Genomic DNA, 18,132 nt, shown 5'->3' with positions numbered 1-18,132 from the left:
CCTCCGTGTGCGGGGGAAAGCCCCCGAAATTCCCCCGCTGGCGACGCTTCAGAAGCGGTAGCGGACGCCGACGCCGAAGACGAAGGGGTCGATGTTGGCCGTCGCGTTGATGCGCCCCACCGTGGTGTCGACCGCGACGTCGGGCCGCATGTAGATCCACTTCACGTCGAAGTTCAGCAGCCAGTTCGGCGCGAGCTCGACATCAAGGCCGGCATTGAGCGCAAAGCCGAAGGAGTTGCGCACGTCGACGCTCGTGACCGGCGGGGAGTAGCCGCCGCCCTCGCCGTAGAACATCGTGTAGTTCACGCCGACGCCGGCATAGGGGCTGAAGCGCTCCGCCGGCAGCGGGTGGTACTGCACCGTCAGTGTCGGCGGCAGTGCCCAGACATGGCCGAGATCGACCAGGCCGATCGCGCTGTTCGACACCTCGGCATCATGGCGCGTGGTGGCGGCGATCAGGTTCACCGAGAAGTTCGGCGTGAAGAAGTAGGTAAAGTCGAGCTGGCCGGTGACCGAGTTCGAGACGTCCGGCGTGCCGCCGATCAGATCCACGTCGCCACCGTTCACCGGCACGACGCCGATGACGCTGAGGCCGATCATGAAATCGCCGGCCTGCTTGCCGCGGACAGGCGTGTCCTGGGCAAGGGCGGGCTGGGCGAGCAGGCCAAGAGCAGCAGCCCCGGCGAGCAGAATCGAAGTGCGTGTCATGGTCGGCTTCCCCTGTCTTCTCCGACAGGATGCTGACTAGGCCTGAAGCGCTTTCGTCTCCTTGATGCAACGCAACCGTTTTCATGATGCTCGGCAAGAACGCCGAATCGCCCCCATGCTCTTGCCTGGGTGCGGCGCGGGTCGTAAGCGCGCCGGGTTGGGTCTTGCCGGGGGGATGAGGGGATGGCCACGGATCTTGAGATCGCTCGCGCCGCAACGCTGAAGCCGATCCGCGCCATCGCGGAAAAGGCCGGCATTCCCGACGACGCGCTGGAGCCCTACGGCAAGTACAAGGCCAAGGTCGGGCTCGACTTCATCGCCGAGCAGCAGGACCGCCCGGACGGCGCGCTGGTGCTTGTCACCGGCATCAGCCCGACGCCGGCGGGCGAGGGCAAGACGACGACGACCGTCGGCCTGGGCGATGCGCTGAACGCCATCGGCACGAAGACCATGATCGCGCTGCGCGAGCCCTCGCTCGGTCCTTGCTTCGGGGTGAAGGGCGGCGCGACGGGCGGCGGCTATGCCCAGGTGCTGCCGATGGAGGACATCAACCTCCACTTCACCGGCGACTTCCACGCCATCACCTGCGCGAACAACCTGCTCGCGGCGATGGTGGACAACCATCTGTATTGGGGCAACGGGTCGGGGCTCGATGCGCGGCGCGTGTCCTGGCGGCGTTCGCTCGACATGAACGACCGCGCGCTGCGCGGCATCGTCTCCTCGCTGGGCGGCGTCGCGAACGGCTTCCCGCGGGAGGACGGCTTCGACATCACCGTCGCCTCGGAAGTCATGGCGGTGTTCTGCCTGGCGAAGGATCTTGCGGACCTGCAGGCACGCCTTGGCCGCATGGTCGTCGGCCAGACGCGGGACGGGAAGAACATCACCGCGCGCGACCTCAAGGCCGATGGCGCCATGGCGGTGCTGCTGCGCGATGCCTTCGCGCCCAACCTCGTGCAGACCATCGAGGGTTCGCCCGCCCTGGTTCATGGCGGTCCCTTCGCGAACATCGCCCATGGCTGCAACTCGGTGATGGCGACGCGCCTGGCGCTGAAGCTCGCCGATGTCGTGGTGACGGAAGCGGGCTTCGGCGCCGATCTCGGCGCGGAGAAGTTCCTCGACATCAAGTGCCGCCAGGCCGGCTTGAAGCCCGCCGCCTGTGTCGTCGTCGCAACCGTGCGCGCGCTGAAGATGCATGGTGGCGTTGCGAAATCCGACCTGGGGCGGGAGGATGTCGCCGCGGTGAAGCGCGGCGTGGTGAACCTCGCCCGCCATGTCGAGAATGTCGGCAAGTTCGGCATTCCCGTGGTGGTCGGCCTCAACCGCTTCACCTCCGACACCGAGGCCGAGATCGCCGCGGTGCAGGAGGCGATGAGGGCCCTCGGCACCGAGGCGATCCTCTGCACCCATTGGGGCGATGGCGCGAAGGGCGCGGTCGACCTCGCCATGGCGGTAAGGGCGCGCATCGAGGCCGGAACGGCGCGCTTCGAACCGCTCTATTCCGACCACCTCTCGCTGACCGGCAAGATCGAGACCATCGCGCGCGAGATCTACCGCGCCGCCTCCGTCTCCATCCCCGCGCCGGTCGCGGCGAAGCTGAAGCGCTACGAACAGGACGGCTTCGGCGACCTGCCGGTCTGCATCGCCAAGACGCAGTATTCCTTCAGCGCGGACCCGACCAAGCTTGGTGCCCCCGAAGGCCACGTCCTGCCGGTGCGGGAGGTCCGCCTGTCGGCCGGCGCCGGCTTCGTCGTTGCGGTCTGCGGGGACATCATGACCATGCCCGGCCTGCCGCGCGTGCCGGCGGCGGAGGCTATCCACCTCGACGCGGAAGGCCGCATCGAGGGGCTGTTCTGACCGTGGCGCCGGTCGAGGCGCGGATGCGCGACGCCGCCCCCTGGTGGCGTCCCGATCCCGGCGCGGTGCTGCGCATCGAGGGCGGGCGGGTGCTGACCGGACGCTGGCGCCTCGGCGGCGCCAAGAACGCCGTCCTGCCGCTGATGGTCGCCGCCCTTCTGACGCCGCACCTGGTCACGTTGCGCCGCGTCCCGGCGATCCTGGATGTCGCGGTGCTGGCGGGGCTGCTGCGGCGCCTCGGCGCCGGCCTGTCCTGGTCGCGCGACGCGGCCGGCCTGACGCTGACCATCGCCGCCGACACGCTGCACCCGGCCGATGTCGATGCCGAACTCGTCGCCCGCATGCGCGCCTCCGTCCTGCTGCTCGGCGCGCTGCTGGCGCGCTGCGGGCAGGCACGCCTGCCCATGCCGGGCGGCGACGCCATCGGGCTGCGCGGCGTGGATTTCCACCTCGCCGGCCTGCGCGCGATGGGTGCGACCATCGAGGTCGCCGGCGGCGTCATCGACGCCCGCGCCCCGCACGGCCTGCACGGTGCGGCGATCGACCTGCCCATGCCCTCGGTCGGTGCGACCGAGAACCTGCTGATCGCCGCCGTCCTGGCGCGCGGCACTACCATCATCCGCAACGCGGCGCGCGAGCCGGAGATCACCGACCTCGCCCGATGCCTGGCGGCCATGGGCGCCACCATCGAGGGCGCCGGCAGCCCCGTGCTGACCGTGCAGGGCGATCGCCCGCTCCTCGGCGCGCAGCATGCCGTCCTGCCCGACCGCATCGAGATGGGCACCATGGCCTGCGCCGCCGCCCTGACGGATGGCGACCTCGTGCTGGAAGGTGCGGACGCCGCCCTGCTCGGCGCCGCCGCGCCCCTGCTGGCCGAGGCCGGCGTTGCGTTGGACGTGGCGCCCGGCGGCCTGCGCGCGTGCCGTGCCCCTGGCGGTCTGCGCGGCGTCGATTTCCGCACCGCGCCTTTCCCCGGCGTGGCGACCGACCTGCAGTCTCCGCTCATGGCTCTGCTCGCCGTGGCTCCTGGCGCCAGCGCCATCACCGAGACCATCTTCGAACAGCGCTTCCGCCATGTGGACGAACTCCGCCGCATGGGCGCCGACATCAGCCTGCGCGGCACCACCGCCTGGCTGCGCGGCGTGCCGCACCTGTCCGGTGCGCCGGTCGCCGGCACCGACGTCCGCGCGGCGGCCGCGCTGCTGCTGGCGGGTCTCGGCGCGCAGGGCGTGACGGAATTGCGGGGGCTCGATCACCTTGATCGTGGCCACGAAGCGATGGTGGAACGGCTGCAAGCCTGTGGTGCGGGGGTCGAACGCCGCTGAACTGTGGAACCGAGAGGGGCTCTGCCCCTCTCGGACTCACCCCGCCAAAGGCCCGAGGCCTTTGGAAACCGTCACATGGCGTTTGGCCCGGCGGGCCGTCGCAGTGTTCGCGGGCGCTCTGCGCGCAGCGCAGGAATTTCCCCCAGGCGGTGCCCATGCCGCCCGGCATGATCCTGGCCGAACCGCCGTGCCCGGTACCAACTCAAGGTGTCCAGAGGCCTCTCGGTCTTTGGCGGGGTGGCTAGAGCAGATCCTGTCTGGATGAACTCATCCGGACAGGTGAAGATGCTCGTAAAAACAAACACCTAGAGCATTGCAGGTGAACGGAAGTTCGCCGGAAATGCTCTAGGAGGGGCAGCGCCCCTCCAATCTTCCGTGCCGCCGCGCCGCCCCTACAGCGAAGGCCACTGCGACTCGTCCCCCAGCGCAAGCGGCGCCTGCGGCCGCAGGTTCGGATACTTCTCGTAGAAGCACTCGAATGCCTTCGGCTTGATCACGTCGAAGCACGGCATGTTCCGGATGAAGCCGCTGCGCGGCCCACCATTGTCGAACAGCGCGCCGTTCTGGTCCGGATAGTAGTAGAGCTTCGCCCAGGCCGTATTCGGCCGATAGACGCTGATCTCTGCACCCTGCGTATTGTACATCGAGATGTGGACATTCGCGCCGCTGCGCGAGTCCTGCTTACACACGGTGATGTGGCATTGCAGCACGCGCTGCCATCCCGTCTGCTCGTTGTAGAGCAGGCCGAAATCATAAATGCCGTGCGACCAGCTCGGCGCGCCGTCAATCCATCCCGCCATCGTTCGTCCTTCCCCTTCTTCGCGCCTACGCGATTACCGCCGCGCCTCCTCCACCCCATCCCGAATGAAGGCGGCCAGCGCCCGCGCCAGGCAGTCGTTCAGCTTGTCGATCTCCGCCGTGCGGTGTTCCCGCGAGGCGCGTTCCACATCCACCGTCCCGGCCTCGGCCCAGGCGCGCATGATGTCGTAGCGGGAGAAGAACCCGGCATGGTTCGCGGCCGCGACCACCCGCAGAGCGTCGCGATACGGATCGACATCGACGTTGGCGCGCAGGAAACGGCTGAACTGGATGCCCATCACGACCGCGTCGATGTCGCGCGCGTGCAAGCTCTCCAGGCCTTCGCCGAGCGTCGTCGCCATGTCATCCATGGGCAGGCTGCGCAGCGCCTCGGTCGTGCCGGCCTGCCAGATCACCAGGGTGGGCGGCGGGCTGCCGCGCAGGGCGTCCTGGATCTCGTGCCACTGGTCGGTGGCGGTGCTGCCGCGGGTGCCGCGCACCTCGACGCGCAATTGCAGGTCGGGACGGCGGTCGCGCAGCAGGGCCTCCAGCCGCGCCGGCCAGGCGGCGGCGGGGCTCGATGCCCCAGCGCCGGTGATGGACGCCGTGCCGACCGCGAGGATCGACAGGTGCCCCGCCGTCAGCCCGGCGGCTACCGCGCGCAGTGGCGGCGATTGCAGCCATTCCGTGGGCGCCCCGCAGCCCGGCCCCTGCGCCGCCAGGGCTGGCAGCGACAGCCCCAATCCGATCAGCAGGGCGAGGATGCGGCGCATCGGCCTTAATTCCTATCGGGCTGCGGCGGACTGGGCAAGCGCGGCGTGCGCGGGGCACCACGCTTTTCCGCCCCATACCAGGCGGTGAGCATTGCGAGGCCCACCAGCGCCATCGCGCCGACCAGGTTCACCACGATCTGCATCCACCAGGTGTCCTCCGCCTCCAGCCCCACACGGGCCAGGAAGGACAGCGCGATCCCCGCGCAGAACACCGGAAGTGCCTGCTGCCCCATCAGCGCGAAGACCCGGCCGGGCAGGCTGCGCAGCCAGGCCGCGTCGCGCGGCAGCAGATGGGCGATGAGGTAGGTCAGCGCCAGCATGGTCAGCAGGCGCAGCGGATGCAGCGATGCCTTGTCGATCGCCGCGAGATAGGGCGCGAAGGCCGGCAGCGTCGCCTCGGTGTAGTCCCAATGGAACCAGATCATCACCGTCAGCACCGCCCCCGCGCCGAGGAAGGCGCCGCACAGCACCCCCGCCCAGCGCCGCCAGGGCACCGACAGCGGCGCCCCGCCCGGCGGCCGGTAGGACAGCGCGCAGCCGATGAAGAACAGCACCTGCCAGGCCAGCGGATTGAAGAACCAGTCCTCGCCGCGCCAGGAGGGCAGGGTGATGTCGAAGACCCGCGCCGCCGCCCACAGCCCTGCCGACAGCGCCAGCATCAGCCGTGGATACCGCATCAGCGGCATCGCCACCGCGAACATGGCGAGGATGGTGATGTAGAGCGGCAGGATGTTGAGGAAGGACGGCTGGTAGCGCAGCAGCAGCGCCTCGAGGAGCGCGCGATAGGGGTCGGTCGCGAAGGGATCGAGGTGCAACTCGTCCAGATAGGCCGCCGAATCGAGCCGCGCGGCGGACAGCCCCACCTGCGCCGTGAAGACCACCAGCAGGAAGATGTGCGCGACATAGAGCGTGAAGACCCGCCCCATGACGCGCGTCGCCGCGAAGAACCACCCCTGCCGGTCCATCGCCGCGCCATAGGCGATGCCCGCCGCATAGCCGGCCAGCATGACGAAGGCTTCGGTTGCGTCGGAGAGGGTGTAGTTGCGCGGCGTGATATAGCCGAGCCAGTTCCCCGGCGTGTGGTTCACGAAGATCACCCAGAGCGCGAAGCCGCGCACGAGGTCCACGCGCAGGTCCCGGTCGAGGCGGACAAGCGAAGTCATGGCGCCCGTGAACACCGGACTGCGCCGAACCGCAAGCGACACGATGTTACGGCACGGTCATCAGCCCCCGGGCGATGGCCTCGACATCCGTCGCGGCCGGGCTGGCCGGGTGCCGGGTCAGCAGCGGCGCCTGGTGGCGGATCGCGTCCCGCACCTTCGCGTCGCGCCGCACCACGCCGGCGAGCGGCACCTCCCGTTTGAGGAATGTCGTCGCGGCCCGCGCCAGCGCCGCGTGGGTCCGTGCGCCGCCGGCGGCATCGGTCGCGAGGTTCACCACGATCCGGGCATCGCCCCCTGGCCGGTCGCGCCCATGCAGCTTCAGCACGGCATAGGCATCGGTCAGGCTGGTCGGTTCCTCAGTGGCCAGCACCAGCAGCGTATCCGCCGCCGCCGCGATCCGGCGCTGCGGTGCTTCCAGCCCGGCGCCGAGATCCACCACCACCACATCCCAGCGCGACGCCGCCCGCGGCAGCAGCGCGATCACCGAGGCCAACGCCGCCCCGTCCAGCATGGCGAGCGTCCCCGACCCGGACCGTCCGGCGATGATGTCGAAGCCCGCAGGATGGGAGATCGCCGCCTCCTCCACCCCCACCTGTCCCGCGATGACGGCGGAGATGTCGCGCGCCGGCTGGAAGCCGAGCTGCACGTCGATATTGGCGAGGCCGAGATCGGCATCGACCAGCAGCACGCGTCGCCCCAGCCGCGCCAGCGCCTGGGACAGGGTAATGGCGAACCAGGTCTTCCCCACGCCCCCCTTGCCCGAGGCGATGGCGAGGATGCGCCCCTGGGCGGGCACGGGCCTCGTGGCAGCATGGTTCATCGCAGGGCCTCCTCGGCCTCGATCGGGATGCCGCGGCGGGGGGCGGCGACAAGCCGCGCGGCCAACCGCGCGGGCGAGAGGGGTTCGAGGCCGTCCACCACCTCGGGGCTGGTGCCGCCTTCGGTGAGCAGCAGCGGCCCGGCCTCGGCCGCCGCGAGCACGGCGCCTAGCCGCCGCGCCGCATCGAGCCGCGTCGGCACGAGGTGCCGCGCGCCGAGGGCCGCGAAGGCCCGCGCCAGGTCCGCGGCCTCCGCGGTATCCAGGCCGGCTGGCAGCACCAGCACGAGTTCCGCCTGCACGGCAGAGGCCAGCGCGTGCAGCAGGACGGCCTGGTTGGGGTCGAAGGGATCGCAGCCGGCGGTGTCGATCAGCGCCTGCTGCCCCGGCGCGCGGCGGGCCAGCGCCTTGGACAGCGCCGCCGCGGATTGCGCGACCGCCAGCGTCAGTCCCAGCACGCCCGTGAAGGCGGCAAGCTGCGCCGTCGCCCCCGCGCGCTGCCCATCCGTCGTCGCGACGACCGGCGGCGAGCCCGCCAGCACCAGTCGCGCCGCGAGCTTCGCACAGGTCAGCGTCTTTCCCGCCCCGGGCGGCCCGACCAGCATCAGCGGCCGGTCGCGCGCATCCGGCAGCGGCCCGAAACCCAGCGCGCGGCCAAGCGCCTGGTCGAGCGGCGCCTGCCCCAGCGCCGCGGCCAGCGCGGCCGGCGGATTATGGAAGGCGAGCGGCCCCTGCACCGGCATGGCGGGCGCGACGCTGCCCGCCGGCGGGATCAGCACCGGTTCCTCGGGTTCCAGCGCGGCGGTGATCTCGACGCCCTGCGCGGTGCGCCGCGTGCTGAGGATCACCGCCTCGGCGCCGAGCTCCTCGCGCAGCAGCGCCATCGCCTCGGCCATGCGGGTGGCGCGGAAGGTCTTCAGGCGCATGCGGGCGGCTCGGAGGGGGGATGCTCCAGGGGCAACGGAAGCCTCGAGGCCGAGGGACATGGAGAGGGGCAAAGCCCTTCCCCGGCCAGCCGTCCCTTTATCCTCGCGTCCACGGCGCGGCGCCTGTCCGCGTCCTTCCTGACGGAATCACTTAGGCCACGGCGTCGCCCCGCGCTGTACGCCCCGACCTGCCCGCATCCCGCCATCACAGCGACCCCACCGTACGGATCCGCGCCCGCGGATGGATTTCGGTATGCGCCAGCACCATCGTCGCCGGCCTGAAGCGTTCCACGATCGCCCGCACATGCGGCCGGATCGGCGCCGAGCACACCAGCGCCGCATGTTCCCCCGCCGCCGTCGCGGCATCGAAGGCCGCGCGCAGCCGCTCCATGAATTCCGACAGGCGGGACGGCGCCATGGCGAGTTGGCGTTCCTCAGGCGGGCCGACCAGCGCCTCGGTGAAGGCGACTTCCCAGTCGGCGGAGAGCGTGATCATCGGCACATAGCCCTGTGGCCCGCGCGCCGAATCCGAAAGCTGCCGCGCGAGCCGTGCCCGCACGATGGCGAGGATGCCCGGCACTGACCGCGCGCCCGCCGCGCAGGCCTCCTGGATGCCTTCCAGGATCGTCGGCAGGTCGCGGATCGACACGCGCTCGGCGAGCAGCGCCTGCAGCACACGCTGGATGCCGCCCATGCCGATCTGCGCGGGCACCAGGTCCGACACCAGCTTGCGATGCTCGGACGGCAATTCGTCCACCAGCTTCTGCGTCTCGGCGAAGGAGAGCAGCTCGGCCATGTTCTCCCGCACGAGCTCGGTCAGATGCGTCGCCACCACGCCGGCGGCATCGACCACGGTGCAGTTGCGCGCGAGCGCCTCCTCCCGCTGGGCTTCCTCGATCCAGATGGCGGGCAGGCCGAAGGTCGGTTCCTGGCAGCGCTCGCCCGGCAGGTTCGGGACATTGCCGGTGGGGTCGATGGCGAGCAGCAGCGGCGGGCGCAGCCGTCCGCGCCCCGCCTCGATCTCCTTCACCCGGATGGCATAGGTGTCGGGCGGCAAAGCGAGGTTGTCCTGGATGCGCACAGAAGGCAGCACGAAGCCCATCTCCTGCGCGATGGTCCGGCGCAGGCCCTTGATCTGCTCGGTCAGGCGCGGCGCCTCGCCGGCGGCGAGCGACAGCAGCCCATAACCGAGTTCCAACCGCAGCATGTCGATGCGCAGCGTCTCGGCAATCGGCACCTCGGCGGCGCTGGCGGCCGGGCCGACGATATCCTCCTCGGGCACCAAGGCGCGGCGATGGGCCGCCCAGGCCCTGGCCCCCGCCGCGCCCGCCAGCGCGAAGAAGGGCAGCATCGGCATGCCCGGCAGCAGCGCCATCACCGCCGCGGCCCCCGCCGCGATGGCGAGCGGCTTCGGCCCGGCGCCGAGCTGCCCCAGCATCACCTCATCCGCCGTGCCTTCCGTGCTGCCCTTGGTCACCACGATGCCGGCGGCGACCGAGACCAGCAGCGCCGGGATCTGGCTGACCAGCCCGTCGCCGACCGTGAGCACGGAGAAGGTCTGCGCGGCCTCGGACGCCGACAGCCCATAGCGCGCGATGCCGATCGCCATGCCGCCGAGCAGGTTGATGAAGGTGATGATCAGCCCCGCGATGGCGTCCCCGCGGACGAATTTCGCCGCGCCATCCATCGCGCCGTAGAAGCCGGTCTCCTCCTCCAGCTCGCGCCGCCGCTTGCGCGCCTCGGTCTCGTTGATCAGGCCGGCGGACAGGTCGGCGTCGATCGCCATCTGCTTGCCCGGCAGCGCATCGAGGCTGAAGCGCGCGGCGACTTCCGCGATGCGCCCCGACCCCTTGGTGATGACCATGAAGTTCACCACCAGCAGGATCGCGAAGACGATCAGCCCGACGACGACATCGCCGCCCATGAGGAACCCACCAAAGGCCGAGACGACATGCCCCGCCGCGCCTTCGCCCTCATGCCCATGGGTCAGGATGGTGCGCGTGGTCGCGACGTTCAGCGACAGGCGCAGCAGCGTCGTCAGCAGCAGCAGGGTGGGGAAGGAGGTGAAGTCGAGCGGCCGCCGCAGGAACAGCGCCACCATCAGCACCAGCACCGAGACGGTGATGGAAATCGCCAGCGACGCATCCAGCAGCACGGTGGGCAGCGGCACCACCAGCACGACCAGCAGCGCCGCGACGCCGAGCGCGAGCGCCATGTCGTTGCCCGGCTGCGCCTTGCGCAGCCAGCCTGGAAGGGCGATCGCCGCCATCCGTTATCCCACCGGCAGGGCGAAGGGCGGCTGGCCGGGAATGGGCGGCACGGTCACGCCGGCCGCGCGGTATTCATGCAGCTTGTTGCGCAGCGTGCGGATGGAAATCCCCAGCATCTCCGCCGCCCGCGTGCGGTTGCCGAGGCAATGCGACAAGGTTTCGAGGATCAGGTCGCGCTCGACCTCCTCCATCCGCCGCCCGACCAGGGCCGAGACCGGCTTCGCCGGCGGGGCGACGGGCAGGGCGACCGGCAGCGGCACAGCATCGGGAGCGATGGCGGGCAAATGCTCCAGCATGTCGATGGCCTCGGGCCCGATGCTGCTGCCTTCGGCGAGCAGCACGGCGCGGTGCAGCGTGTTCTCCAGCTCGCGCACATTGCCCGGCCAGGGATGGGCCATCAGCACGGCTTCCGCCGCCGGGGCCAGCCCGCGCTGCGGCAGCCCGTTGGCGCGCGCATAGCGCTTCGCGAAATGCCGCGCGAGCGGCAGGATGTCCCCCGGCCGTTCCCGCAGCGCCGGGATGCGCAGCCGCACCACGGCCAGGCGGAAATACAGATCCTCGCGGAACCGGCCACGCGCGACCTCGCTCGCCAGGTCGCGATGCGTCGCCGCCAGGATGCGCACATCGACCTTCACCGGGGCCGATCCGCCGAGCCGGTCGATCTCCCGTTCCTGGATGGCGCGCAGGATCTTCGCCTGCAAGCGCGGGTCCATTTCGCCGATTTCGTCGAGCAGCAGCGTGCCGCCCTCGGCCTGTTCGAACTTGCCGCGCCGCGACGCGACGGCGCCGGAGAAGGCACCCTTTTCATGTCCGAACAGCTCGGATTCCAGCAGGGCTTCCGGCAGCGCCGCGCAGTTCAGCGCGACGAAGGGCCCCCGCGCGCGGCGCGACGCGGCATGGATGTGCCGCGCCAGCACCTCCTTGCCCGTGCCGCTCTCCCCCATGATCAGCACGGAGGCCTCCGCGCGCGCCACCTGCTCGGCACGCGCCAGCAGGGATGCCATGGCCTGGTCGCGCACCACCGGCCGTTCGGGATCGCCCGCTACGGCCTGCAACATGGCCGCGATCAGGTCCGGATCAGGCGGCAGCGGCAGGAAATCCTTCGCCCCGGCACGGATCGCCCGCACCGCGCCATCGGCATCGTCCGGCCGGCCGCAGGCGACCACCGGGCACGCCATGCGTTCCGCCGCCATCTGGTCGATCAACCAGGCGACGTCATGCATCACGTCGCACAGGACCAGGTCCGCCCCTTCGCCGCGCAGCCGTTCGAGACCCGCCGCCGCGCCCTCCGCGACCGCGAGCCGCGCCCCGCGCGCCGCTGCGATCCGCGCCGCCGTGCCGAGTTCCGCCTCCAGCGACCCGATGATCAAGATGCGCGCCATGGTCAGACGCCCCGGTCCGACTTCACGATCTCGGTCATCGTCACGCCGAGCCGGTTGTCGTCCACCATCACCACCTCCCCGCGCGCGACGAGCCGGTTGTTGACGTAGATGTCGACTGCCTCGCCGAGCTTGCGGTCGAGTTCCACCACCGCGCCGCGTCCGAGCTTCAGCAGTTGGGACACCTGCATCGTCGCGCGCCCCAGCACGGCGCTGATCTGCACGGGGATGTCATAGACCGCCTCCAGCTCCCGCGCCGGGGCGGAGGCCGCCTGCCGCGCCTCCTCCGATGCGGCGGAGACCGGTTCGAAGCCCTGGGTTCCGGACATGCGCTACTCCTTCGGCCCGAGGCCGGCTGCTTCGAGGACATGGCGGATCGCCTGCCGCCGCTCGCCGAGGTCGAACGCCGCCCCGCCGCTGCGCCAGATCGCGCGGGCATCGCCCGGGGACAGCGCGGCATCCTCCTCCACCGTGATGGCCATCGCGCCGAGCAGCGCCCGCACCGGTTCGGCGAGCCCCGCCGGCACCCGCAGGCAGGCCTCCGGCGCGACCTCCAGCACGGGTGCAACGCGCCGCGCGAAGGCGGCGGCGAGCGGTGCCGCATGCTCCGCCGCCAGCCCCGGCAGGGCGGCATCCAGCACCGACAGCACCAGCCGCGCGACATCCTGCGCCACCGTAGTCGCCGCTTCCCGCGCCGCGGCCTCGCCCATGCGCAGCGCCTCGACCGCGATGGCGGCGGCGCGTGTCGCCTCGGCTTCCTGCGTCGCGGCCGCGCGCCGCAGCCCTTCGGCGAGACCATCCTCCCACCCGCCGCGCCGCGCTTCCTCGAGCAGAGGCTCGATCGGTTCGGCCTCCGGCGGCGCGGGTGGCGGCGGGGCCGCTGCCTGCCGCCGCGCGGCATCCAGCGCGGCGATGAGCACCGTCGGCATGAACTGCCGCGGCACAGCCTCGCTGCGCTGGGGGATGAAGCTGTCGGGCATGTCAGTACACCATCTCGTCCTCGCGCCCGTCCTGGAGCTGGATCTGCCCCTGGGCGGCGAGGTCCTTGGCCTGCAGCACGATCGCGCCCTGCGCGTCGTCCACGTCGCGCAGCTTGACCGGGCCGAGATTGGCGAGGTCATCCTTCAGCATCTTCGACGCGCGCTCGCTCATGTTCTTGAGGAACAGGTCGCGCAGCGTCTCCGACGCACCCTTCAGCGCCAGCGTCAACTGCTCCCGCGGCACGGCGCGCATCAGCACCTGTACCCCCGCACTGTCCAGCCGCGCGAGGTCGTCGAAGGTGAACATCAGCCCACGGATGCGCTCGGCCGCGTCGCGGTTGCGTTCCTCCAGCGCGGCGAGGATGCGCGTTTCGGACTGGCGGTCGAGGTTGTTGAAGATCTCGGCCATCATCTCATGCGCATCGCGCCGCTGCGCGCGGGCGAGGTTCGACATGAACTCGGCCTTCAGCGTTTTCTCGACGCCGTCCAGTGCCTCCTTCTGCACGGTCTCCATGCGCAGCATGCGCATGATGACCTCCATCGAGAATCCCTCGGGCAGCAGGGAGAGCACGCGCGCGGCGTGATCGGCCTTCACCTTGGTCAGCACCACCGCGACGGTCTGCGGGTATTCGTTCTTGAGGTAGTTGGCGAGCACCGCCTCGTTCACATTGCCCAGCTTGTCCCACATGGTGCGGCCGGCGGGGCCGCGGATCTCCTCCATGATCTGGGCGACGCGCTCGCGCGGCAGCGTCTTGAGCAGCATGCGTTCCGTGGTTTCCCACGACCCGACCAGCGCGCCGGTCTGGCCGAGGTTGTCGGCGAATTCCCGGCACAGATCCTCGACCGCGGAAGCCGGCACCATGCCCAGCCCCGCCATGGCCTGGGAGATGTCGCGGATCTCATCCTCATGCATCTTGGAGAACAGGCGCGCCGCATGGTCCTCCCCGATCGCGAGCATGAAGGTCGCGGCCTTCTGCGCGCCGGACAGCGATGTCGTCATGTCATGTGGCCTCCGGCGTCATCCAACGGCGCACCACGCCGAGCGCTTCCTCGGGGTGACGATCCACCAGTTCCTGCAGCCGCGCGATGGAAGAGGCGCGCATCTGGCCCTCGACCATCGCGAGGGAGATCATCGCCTGGTCGGCCTCGCTCTCCGCGGTCAGGGCCGCGGGCTGGCCCGGCTGGCCGGGCAGGGCGGCGACACTCCCGGCCCCGCCGGCAGCACCCGCGATCGCGCCTGCGGCCCCCGCGGCGATGGCCCCGGCGGGCTTCGCCGCCAGCGTCACCAGCCGCCCCATCACCGGCCGGCCCACCAGCAGGATCGCGACCAGCGCGACCAGGGCATAGAGCGCGCTCTCGATCAGCCGCGCGAGGGTGGTGCTGCTGAAGTTCAGGTCGAACATGCCAGGCCCGGAGGGATCGCCTGCCGGCGGTTCGGCGAAACGCAGCGACACCACATCGACGCGGTCGCCGCGGCGTTCGTCGAAGCCGATCGCGCCCTGCACCAGCGTGGTGATGCGCTGCAATTCCTCGGCCGTGCGTTCGCGGAAGACGGCGGTGCCGCCGCCGGAAGGGGCTTCCCACACGCCATCGACCAGCACGGCGACGGATTGCCGCTTCACCACCGGATGCTCGCGCAGGGTGTTGCGGGTGGTGCGGCCGATCTCGAAGTTGGTGGTCTCCTCCTGCCGCGTCTCCTGCGTCGTGCTCGCGCCGCCATTCGGGTCGGCGTTCGGCACGTTGTTCTGCACGGAGGTCGTCCCGCCCTCCGACCCGCGCGAGGATTCCTGGCTGGATTGCTGGCTGCGCGGCACCTGGTTGTCGGGATCGAAGCGTTCCTCGGTGGTCTGGATGCGGTCGAAATCCATCTCCACGGTCGCCTCGGCCCGCACGCGGCCAGGGCCGAGGATGCGTTCCAGCATCTCCTCCACCGCGCGGCCGATGCGCAGTTCCTGGGCGCGGCGGACCTCATCCTGCGAACTCGCTGCCCCCGGCCCTTGCAGCGCCTGCCCGCCTCGCGCCAGCAGCGCTCCGCGGCTGTCCACGATCGAGACATTCTGCGGCCGCAGTCCCGGCACCGCCGTCGCGACCAGGTGCAGCACGGCCTGCACGCCCTCGCGGTCCAGCCGCTGCGCGCCCTGCATGGTCAGCACCACGGAGGCCTGCGCATCCCCGCGATCGCGCGAGAAAGCCTCGCGCCGCGGCAGCACCAGATGCACCCGCGCCGCGCGCACCCCGGCCAATTGCCGGATGGACCGCGCGAGTTCGCCTTCCAGCGCGCGCAGCCGGTTCACATCCTGCTGGAACGGCGTGGTGGTCAGGGATTCGCCGCGGTCGAAGATCTCGTAGCCGACCGACCCGCCCTGCGGCAGGCCCTCGCGCGCCAGGGACAGGCGCAGCCGCGGCACCTGCTCCTCCGGCACCAGAATGCGGCTGCCGCCGCCCTCGATCCGGTAGGGCACGCGCGCGCGGTCGAGTGCCGCGACCACCTGCCCCGCATCGCGCGTGTCGAGGTCCCCATAGAGCAGCGCCATGGTCGGCTGCCCCGCGCGCAGCACGAACCAGGCGAGCAGTCCCAGCACCGCGAGCCCGGCCCCGCCGAGCATCGCCAGTCGCAGGGCGCCGAGCCCGCGCAACTGCCCGATCAGGCCGCCGCCCGCCGCAGCCGCGCCGCGGCCTGCCTGATCTGTCGAAGCTGCTGCGTCTGCCGCGTCCACGGGCCGCCTCCTGCCGCCTGCGGCAGACTTTGCCGGGTGGCCGGTTTCGGGGTGGTTAACGGCGGATGGGCGCGGGGCGGTGCGGAGCCTCTAAGCCGTGCTTCAGCTTTCCGGCACGATGCTGCGCAGCGCGTCGAAGCCCAGCGACAGGGCGCCCATGCTCAGCGTCAGCCCGTCATCGGTGCGCTGCGCGCCGGTCAGCGTGCCGCGCACGGTATGCGACACCGCGACCGCCGTGCCGTTCGCATCCCGTCCCGAGACCTGGATGCGGTAGGCACCATCCGGCTGCGTCGCACCGGCGGTGTTCTTCCCGTCCCACGTCCAGCTCGTCGCGTCGCCGCCGAGCGTGACCGTCTGCCGCCGCACGACGGCGCCGCTGGCGTTGGTCACGACGATCTCCGCGCTGCGCGCCGTGCCGGCGGCGGGCAGCCTCACCTCCGCGCTGCCGTTCTGCAGCGCGACCTGGTCGGAGGTCACCTCGATCCGCCGCCCGATCAGCGGCGCCGCGGCGGTGAGCTGCGACGATTGCTGCAACGAGATCAGCGAGCCGAGATTCTGGTTCATCGCGATCTGCTGCTCGACCGAGGCGAACTGCACGAGCTGGTTCGTCATCTGGTTGGTGTCGAGCGGATTGGTCGGGTCCTGGTTCTGCAACTGCGTCGTCAGCATGGTCAGGAAGGTATTGAGATCCGCGCCGAGCCGCGTCGCGGCGGTGCCGGCTGCGGCGGAGGCGTTGTTGGTGGAGGAGACGGTTCCGGACATCGGTCGGGGTCCTTCGTCAGACGGCAAGGTCGATCAGGGAGAGCAGGCGGCGCGGTGGCGGGGCCTCGGCGGCAGGCGCGGTGCCCGGCGCATTGGCGCCTTGCGGTCCTTGCCCCGGCTGCCCGCGCCCTTCCGCATCGCGGCCCGAGGCGAAGCCCCCGCCATCGGACAGCGAGAAGGACAGGCTACGCCCATCCGTCCCGATCCCGGCCTGGGTCAGGGCGCGGTCGAGCTCGCGCTGGTCGCGTTGCAGCAGGGCGAGGGTTTCAGGCCGTTCGGCGGTGACGCGGATATCGGCGGTGTCGCCCTTGCGCTCGACGCTGATCTCGACCCGGCCGAGTTCCGCCGGTTCGAGCGAGACGGCCAGCCGCGCGGTGCCGCCGGCGATGGCGACGGAGACGATGACGGGCGCGATCTGCCGGGCTGGCGTGGTCGCCGGCGGCGGCGCGGCAGGCGCACCGGCCTCGACGGCGCGGAGCATCGGCGGCGGGGCAAGGGAGCCGGCGGACGTGGCATCGGCGACGCCCGGCGCCTCGATGGCGGCGCGGCGCGGCGAGGTCGCCGACGGCGACGCTGCGACGGCCGCTGGCGCGACGGGCGTGACCGACGCCGGGATCGCGGCGGGCTGCGGTGCGGCGGTGGGGGCAGGTGCCTCCGCGGTGGCGGCCTCGGCGAAGGCGGCCGGCATCGCACGCACATTCCCGGCAGCGCGTGCAGGCGCCATCGGCGACTCCTGGCGGCCAGAGACGGCGCGCCGTTGCCGTGCCTCGGCGGCGACCTGACTCGCGGCATCCGGGACCGCCGCCGTCTCGGGCGTCGCGACGGGGTGTGCAGGCGCCGCAGCCGGATGGGGCCGCGCGTCGGTGGCACCCGGTGCGGCCGCACCCTGAGCAGAGCCCGCGATGTCCGGCGACATCGCGCGCACGCCTCCCGGGGCGGGCGGCGGTGTTGCGACCGGAGAGGCGGGCAGGGCGGTCGGAGCCTCGGCGAGCGGCGTGATGTTCGCCGCCGGCGGCAGCGAGGGACCAAGGATGTCGTTGGCGACGGCCGTCAGCGCCGGCGCGCCGTCCGTCGCGGTGATGTCCGTCCCTGCCGGCGTGTCCTCGGCCGCGTCCGCCGTGGCGTCGGAGGGCACCGTCAGCGTGCCGTCCAGGGCCGCCTCCGGCACGGCCGCGGGGGTCGCGGCCGCGCGTGCCTCGGCGGCCATCGGCACCAAGGCGGCCGGCGGGGAGGCGCCACCGGACGATGCGGCCTGCGCCGCCGCCGCCGGCAACCCGCCCTCGGGCAGCGCGACGACGCCGCCGATCGCGGGTGTGGCGACCTCGACGGGGAGGCCGGCCGCTGCCGGGTCGGCCGGCGCCGCGCCCTTCAGCGCCGCCCCCGCCTGCGCGAGCAGTGCCGCAAAGGCCCCCGGCGCCGTCGCGCCCGGTTGCGCACCGGGCATCGCCGCACCTGGCACGATCTGCGGCAGGAGGAGTCCGGCCAGTCCATCCATCGGAACGTCACCTTCCGGCGCGCGATGCGCCAGCCTCCGCCGACGCAAGCCCCGGGCCAGTTCGCATGCCGGCGGGGCGCGGCAGCGCCTGCCGGCGTCCCGGCAGGACTTGCCGCCGCGCGGCAGCCTCCGCCGCGCCGCACCGCAGGAATCCCTGGCACGCCG

Annotated in this window: 16 protein-coding genes; 2 read left to right on the top strand and 14 right to left on the bottom strand. The window is 71.7% G+C overall.

Features of this window, described 5'->3' with window-relative positions; genetic code table 11:
- Nucleotides 1-48: 48 nt before the first annotated feature.
- A complete protein-coding gene (locus KPL78_RS11940; protein ID WP_219763193.1) occupies nucleotides 49-708 on the bottom strand; it encodes an OmpW/AlkL family protein in 660 nt (219 codons plus the stop codon).
- A gap of 183 nt (nucleotides 709-891) precedes the next feature.
- Here KPL78_RS11940 and KPL78_RS11935 point away from each other — a divergent pair, with 183 nt between their 5' ends.
- The gene (locus KPL78_RS11935) at nucleotides 892-2,562 is read left to right on the top strand and encodes a formate--tetrahydrofolate ligase (RefSeq protein ID WP_219763192.1); all 1,671 of its coding nucleotides are present in this window, start codon (nucleotides 892-894) and stop codon (nucleotides 2,560-2,562) included.
- Nucleotides 2,563-2,585: 23 nt separating this feature from the next.
- On the top strand, nucleotides 2,586-3,887 hold the full coding sequence (murA, locus tag KPL78_RS11930; protein WP_219763191.1) for a UDP-N-acetylglucosamine 1-carboxyvinyltransferase: 1,302 nt from the start codon (nucleotides 2,586-2,588) through the stop codon (nucleotides 3,885-3,887).
- A gap of 392 nt (nucleotides 3,888-4,279) precedes the next feature.
- On the opposite strand, the gene KPL78_RS11925 is transcribed toward murA, so the two are convergent.
- From KPL78_RS11925 to KPL78_RS11865, 13 genes are all read right to left on the bottom strand, one after another.
- A complete protein-coding gene (locus KPL78_RS11925) occupies nucleotides 4,280-4,687 on the bottom strand; it encodes a hypothetical protein (RefSeq protein WP_219763190.1) in 408 nt (135 codons plus the stop codon).
- A gap of 33 nt (nucleotides 4,688-4,720) precedes the next feature.
- Nucleotides 4,721-5,458, bottom strand: a complete 738-nt coding sequence (locus KPL78_RS11920) for a GDSL-type esterase/lipase family protein (protein WP_219763189.1) — start codon at nucleotides 5,456-5,458, stop codon at nucleotides 4,721-4,723.
- Nucleotides 5,459-5,463: 5 nt separating this feature from the next.
- Nucleotides 5,464-6,621 (bottom strand): OpgC family protein, encoded by a 1,158-nt coding sequence (locus tag KPL78_RS11915; protein WP_219763188.1) that lies wholly within the window; start codon nucleotides 6,619-6,621, stop codon nucleotides 5,464-5,466.
- Nucleotides 6,622-6,667: 46 nt separating this feature from the next.
- Nucleotides 6,668-7,441 carry a nucleotide-binding protein gene (locus KPL78_RS11910; protein WP_219763187.1) on the bottom strand — a complete coding sequence of 258 codons (774 nt, stop codon included), beginning with the start codon at nucleotides 7,439-7,441 and terminating at the stop codon, nucleotides 6,668-6,670.
- The gene (locus tag KPL78_RS11905; RefSeq protein ID WP_219763186.1) at nucleotides 7,438-8,364 is read right to left on the bottom strand and encodes a flagellar biosynthesis protein FlhF; all 927 of its coding nucleotides are present in this window, start codon (nucleotides 8,362-8,364) and stop codon (nucleotides 7,438-7,440) included. The genes KPL78_RS11910 and KPL78_RS11905 overlap by 4 nt, the downstream gene beginning before the upstream one ends.
- Before the next feature lie 205 nt (nucleotides 8,365-8,569).
- Nucleotides 8,570-10,633: a flagellar biosynthesis protein FlhA gene (gene flhA, locus KPL78_RS11900; protein ID WP_219763185.1), complete on the bottom strand. Its 2,064-nt coding sequence runs from the start codon at nucleotides 10,631-10,633 to the stop codon at nucleotides 8,570-8,572.
- A 3-nt stretch (nucleotides 10,634-10,636) separates the two neighbouring features.
- Nucleotides 10,637-12,016, bottom strand: coding sequence for a sigma-54 dependent transcriptional regulator (locus KPL78_RS11895; protein WP_219763184.1), 1,380 nt, complete (start codon nucleotides 12,014-12,016; stop codon nucleotides 10,637-10,639).
- 2 nt (nucleotides 12,017-12,018) lie between these two features.
- Nucleotides 12,019-12,342: a flagellar motor switch protein FliN gene (fliN, locus tag KPL78_RS11890; RefSeq protein ID WP_219763183.1), complete on the bottom strand. Its 324-nt coding sequence runs from the start codon at nucleotides 12,340-12,342 to the stop codon at nucleotides 12,019-12,021.
- A 3-nt stretch (nucleotides 12,343-12,345) separates the two neighbouring features.
- Complete coding sequence (locus tag KPL78_RS11885) at nucleotides 12,346-12,993, bottom strand: hypothetical protein (RefSeq protein ID WP_219763182.1); 648 nt, start codon at nucleotides 12,991-12,993, stop codon at nucleotides 12,346-12,348.
- A gap of 1 nt (nucleotide 12,994) precedes the next feature.
- Nucleotides 12,995-13,993 (bottom strand): flagellar motor switch protein FliG, encoded by a 999-nt coding sequence (gene fliG / locus KPL78_RS11880; RefSeq protein ID WP_219763181.1) that lies wholly within the window; start codon nucleotides 13,991-13,993, stop codon nucleotides 12,995-12,997.
- Between the two features lies 1 nt (nucleotide 13,994).
- A complete protein-coding gene (gene fliF, locus KPL78_RS11875; RefSeq protein WP_369412739.1) occupies nucleotides 13,995-15,710 on the bottom strand; it encodes a flagellar basal-body MS-ring/collar protein FliF in 1,716 nt (571 codons plus the stop codon).
- A 102-nt stretch (nucleotides 15,711-15,812) separates the two neighbouring features.
- Nucleotides 15,813-16,472: a flagellar hook assembly protein FlgD gene (locus tag KPL78_RS11870; RefSeq protein ID WP_219763180.1), complete on the bottom strand. Its 660-nt coding sequence runs from the start codon at nucleotides 16,470-16,472 to the stop codon at nucleotides 15,813-15,815.
- 16 nt (nucleotides 16,473-16,488) lie between these two features.
- Nucleotides 16,489-17,967 carry a flagellar hook-length control protein FliK gene (locus KPL78_RS11865; RefSeq protein ID WP_219763179.1) on the bottom strand — a complete coding sequence of 493 codons (1,479 nt, stop codon included), beginning with the start codon at nucleotides 17,965-17,967 and terminating at the stop codon, nucleotides 16,489-16,491.
- Between the last annotated feature and the right edge of the window lie 165 nt (nucleotides 17,968-18,132).

Origin of the sequence: Roseomonas alba, assembly GCF_019430885.1 — a bacterium.
Taxonomy (GTDB): domain Bacteria; phylum Pseudomonadota; class Alphaproteobacteria; order Acetobacterales; family Acetobacteraceae; genus Neoroseomonas; species Neoroseomonas alba.
The sequence above is the reverse complement of the archived record's forward strand: the minus strand, read 5'-3'. Positions and strand labels throughout refer to the sequence as shown.

What these genes read in the sequence shown, in the direction of transcription:
- flhA (WP_219763185.1), bottom strand. Translation starts at nt 10,633, where the DNA reads ATGGCGGCGATCGCCCTTCCAGGCTGGCTGCGCAAGGCGCAGCCGGGC.
- KPL78_RS11915 (WP_219763188.1), bottom strand. Translation starts at nt 6,621, where the DNA reads ATGACTTCGCTTGTCCGCCTCGACCGGGACCTGCGCGTGGACCTCGTG.
- KPL78_RS11905 (WP_219763186.1), bottom strand. Translation starts at nt 8,364, where the DNA reads ATGCGCCTGAAGACCTTCCGCGCCACCCGCATGGCCGAGGCGATGGCG.
- KPL78_RS11895 (WP_219763184.1), bottom strand. Translation starts at nt 12,016, where the DNA reads ATGGCGCGCATCTTGATCATCGGGTCGCTGGAGGCGGAACTCGGCACG.
- KPL78_RS11925 (WP_219763190.1), bottom strand. Translation starts at nt 4,687, where the DNA reads ATGGCGGGATGGATTGACGGCGCGCCGAGCTGGTCGCACGGCATTTAT.
- murA (WP_219763191.1), top strand. Translation starts at nt 2,586, where the DNA reads ATGCGCGACGCCGCCCCCTGGTGGCGTCCCGATCCCGGCGCGGTGCTG.
- KPL78_RS11935 (WP_219763192.1), top strand. Translation starts at nt 892, where the DNA reads ATGGCCACGGATCTTGAGATCGCTCGCGCCGCAACGCTGAAGCCGATC.
- KPL78_RS11865 (WP_219763179.1), bottom strand. Translation starts at nt 17,967, where the DNA reads ATGGATGGACTGGCCGGACTCCTCCTGCCGCAGATCGTGCCAGGTGCG.
- KPL78_RS11910 (WP_219763187.1), bottom strand. Translation starts at nt 7,441, where the DNA reads ATGAACCATGCTGCCACGAGGCCCGTGCCCGCCCAGGGGCGCATCCTC.
- KPL78_RS11940 (WP_219763193.1), bottom strand. Translation starts at nt 708, where the DNA reads ATGACACGCACTTCGATTCTGCTCGCCGGGGCTGCTGCTCTTGGCCTG.
- KPL78_RS11920 (WP_219763189.1), bottom strand. Translation starts at nt 5,458, where the DNA reads ATGCGCCGCATCCTCGCCCTGCTGATCGGATTGGGGCTGTCGCTGCCA.
- fliG (WP_219763181.1), bottom strand. Translation starts at nt 13,993, where the DNA reads ATGACGACATCGCTGTCCGGCGCGCAGAAGGCCGCGACCTTCATGCTC.
- fliN (WP_219763183.1), bottom strand. Translation starts at nt 12,342, where the DNA reads ATGTCCGGAACCCAGGGCTTCGAACCGGTCTCCGCCGCATCGGAGGAG.
- KPL78_RS11870 (WP_219763180.1), bottom strand. Translation starts at nt 16,472, where the DNA reads ATGTCCGGAACCGTCTCCTCCACCAACAACGCCTCCGCCGCAGCCGGC.
- KPL78_RS11885 (WP_219763182.1), bottom strand. Translation starts at nt 12,993, where the DNA reads ATGCCCGACAGCTTCATCCCCCAGCGCAGCGAGGCTGTGCCGCGGCAG.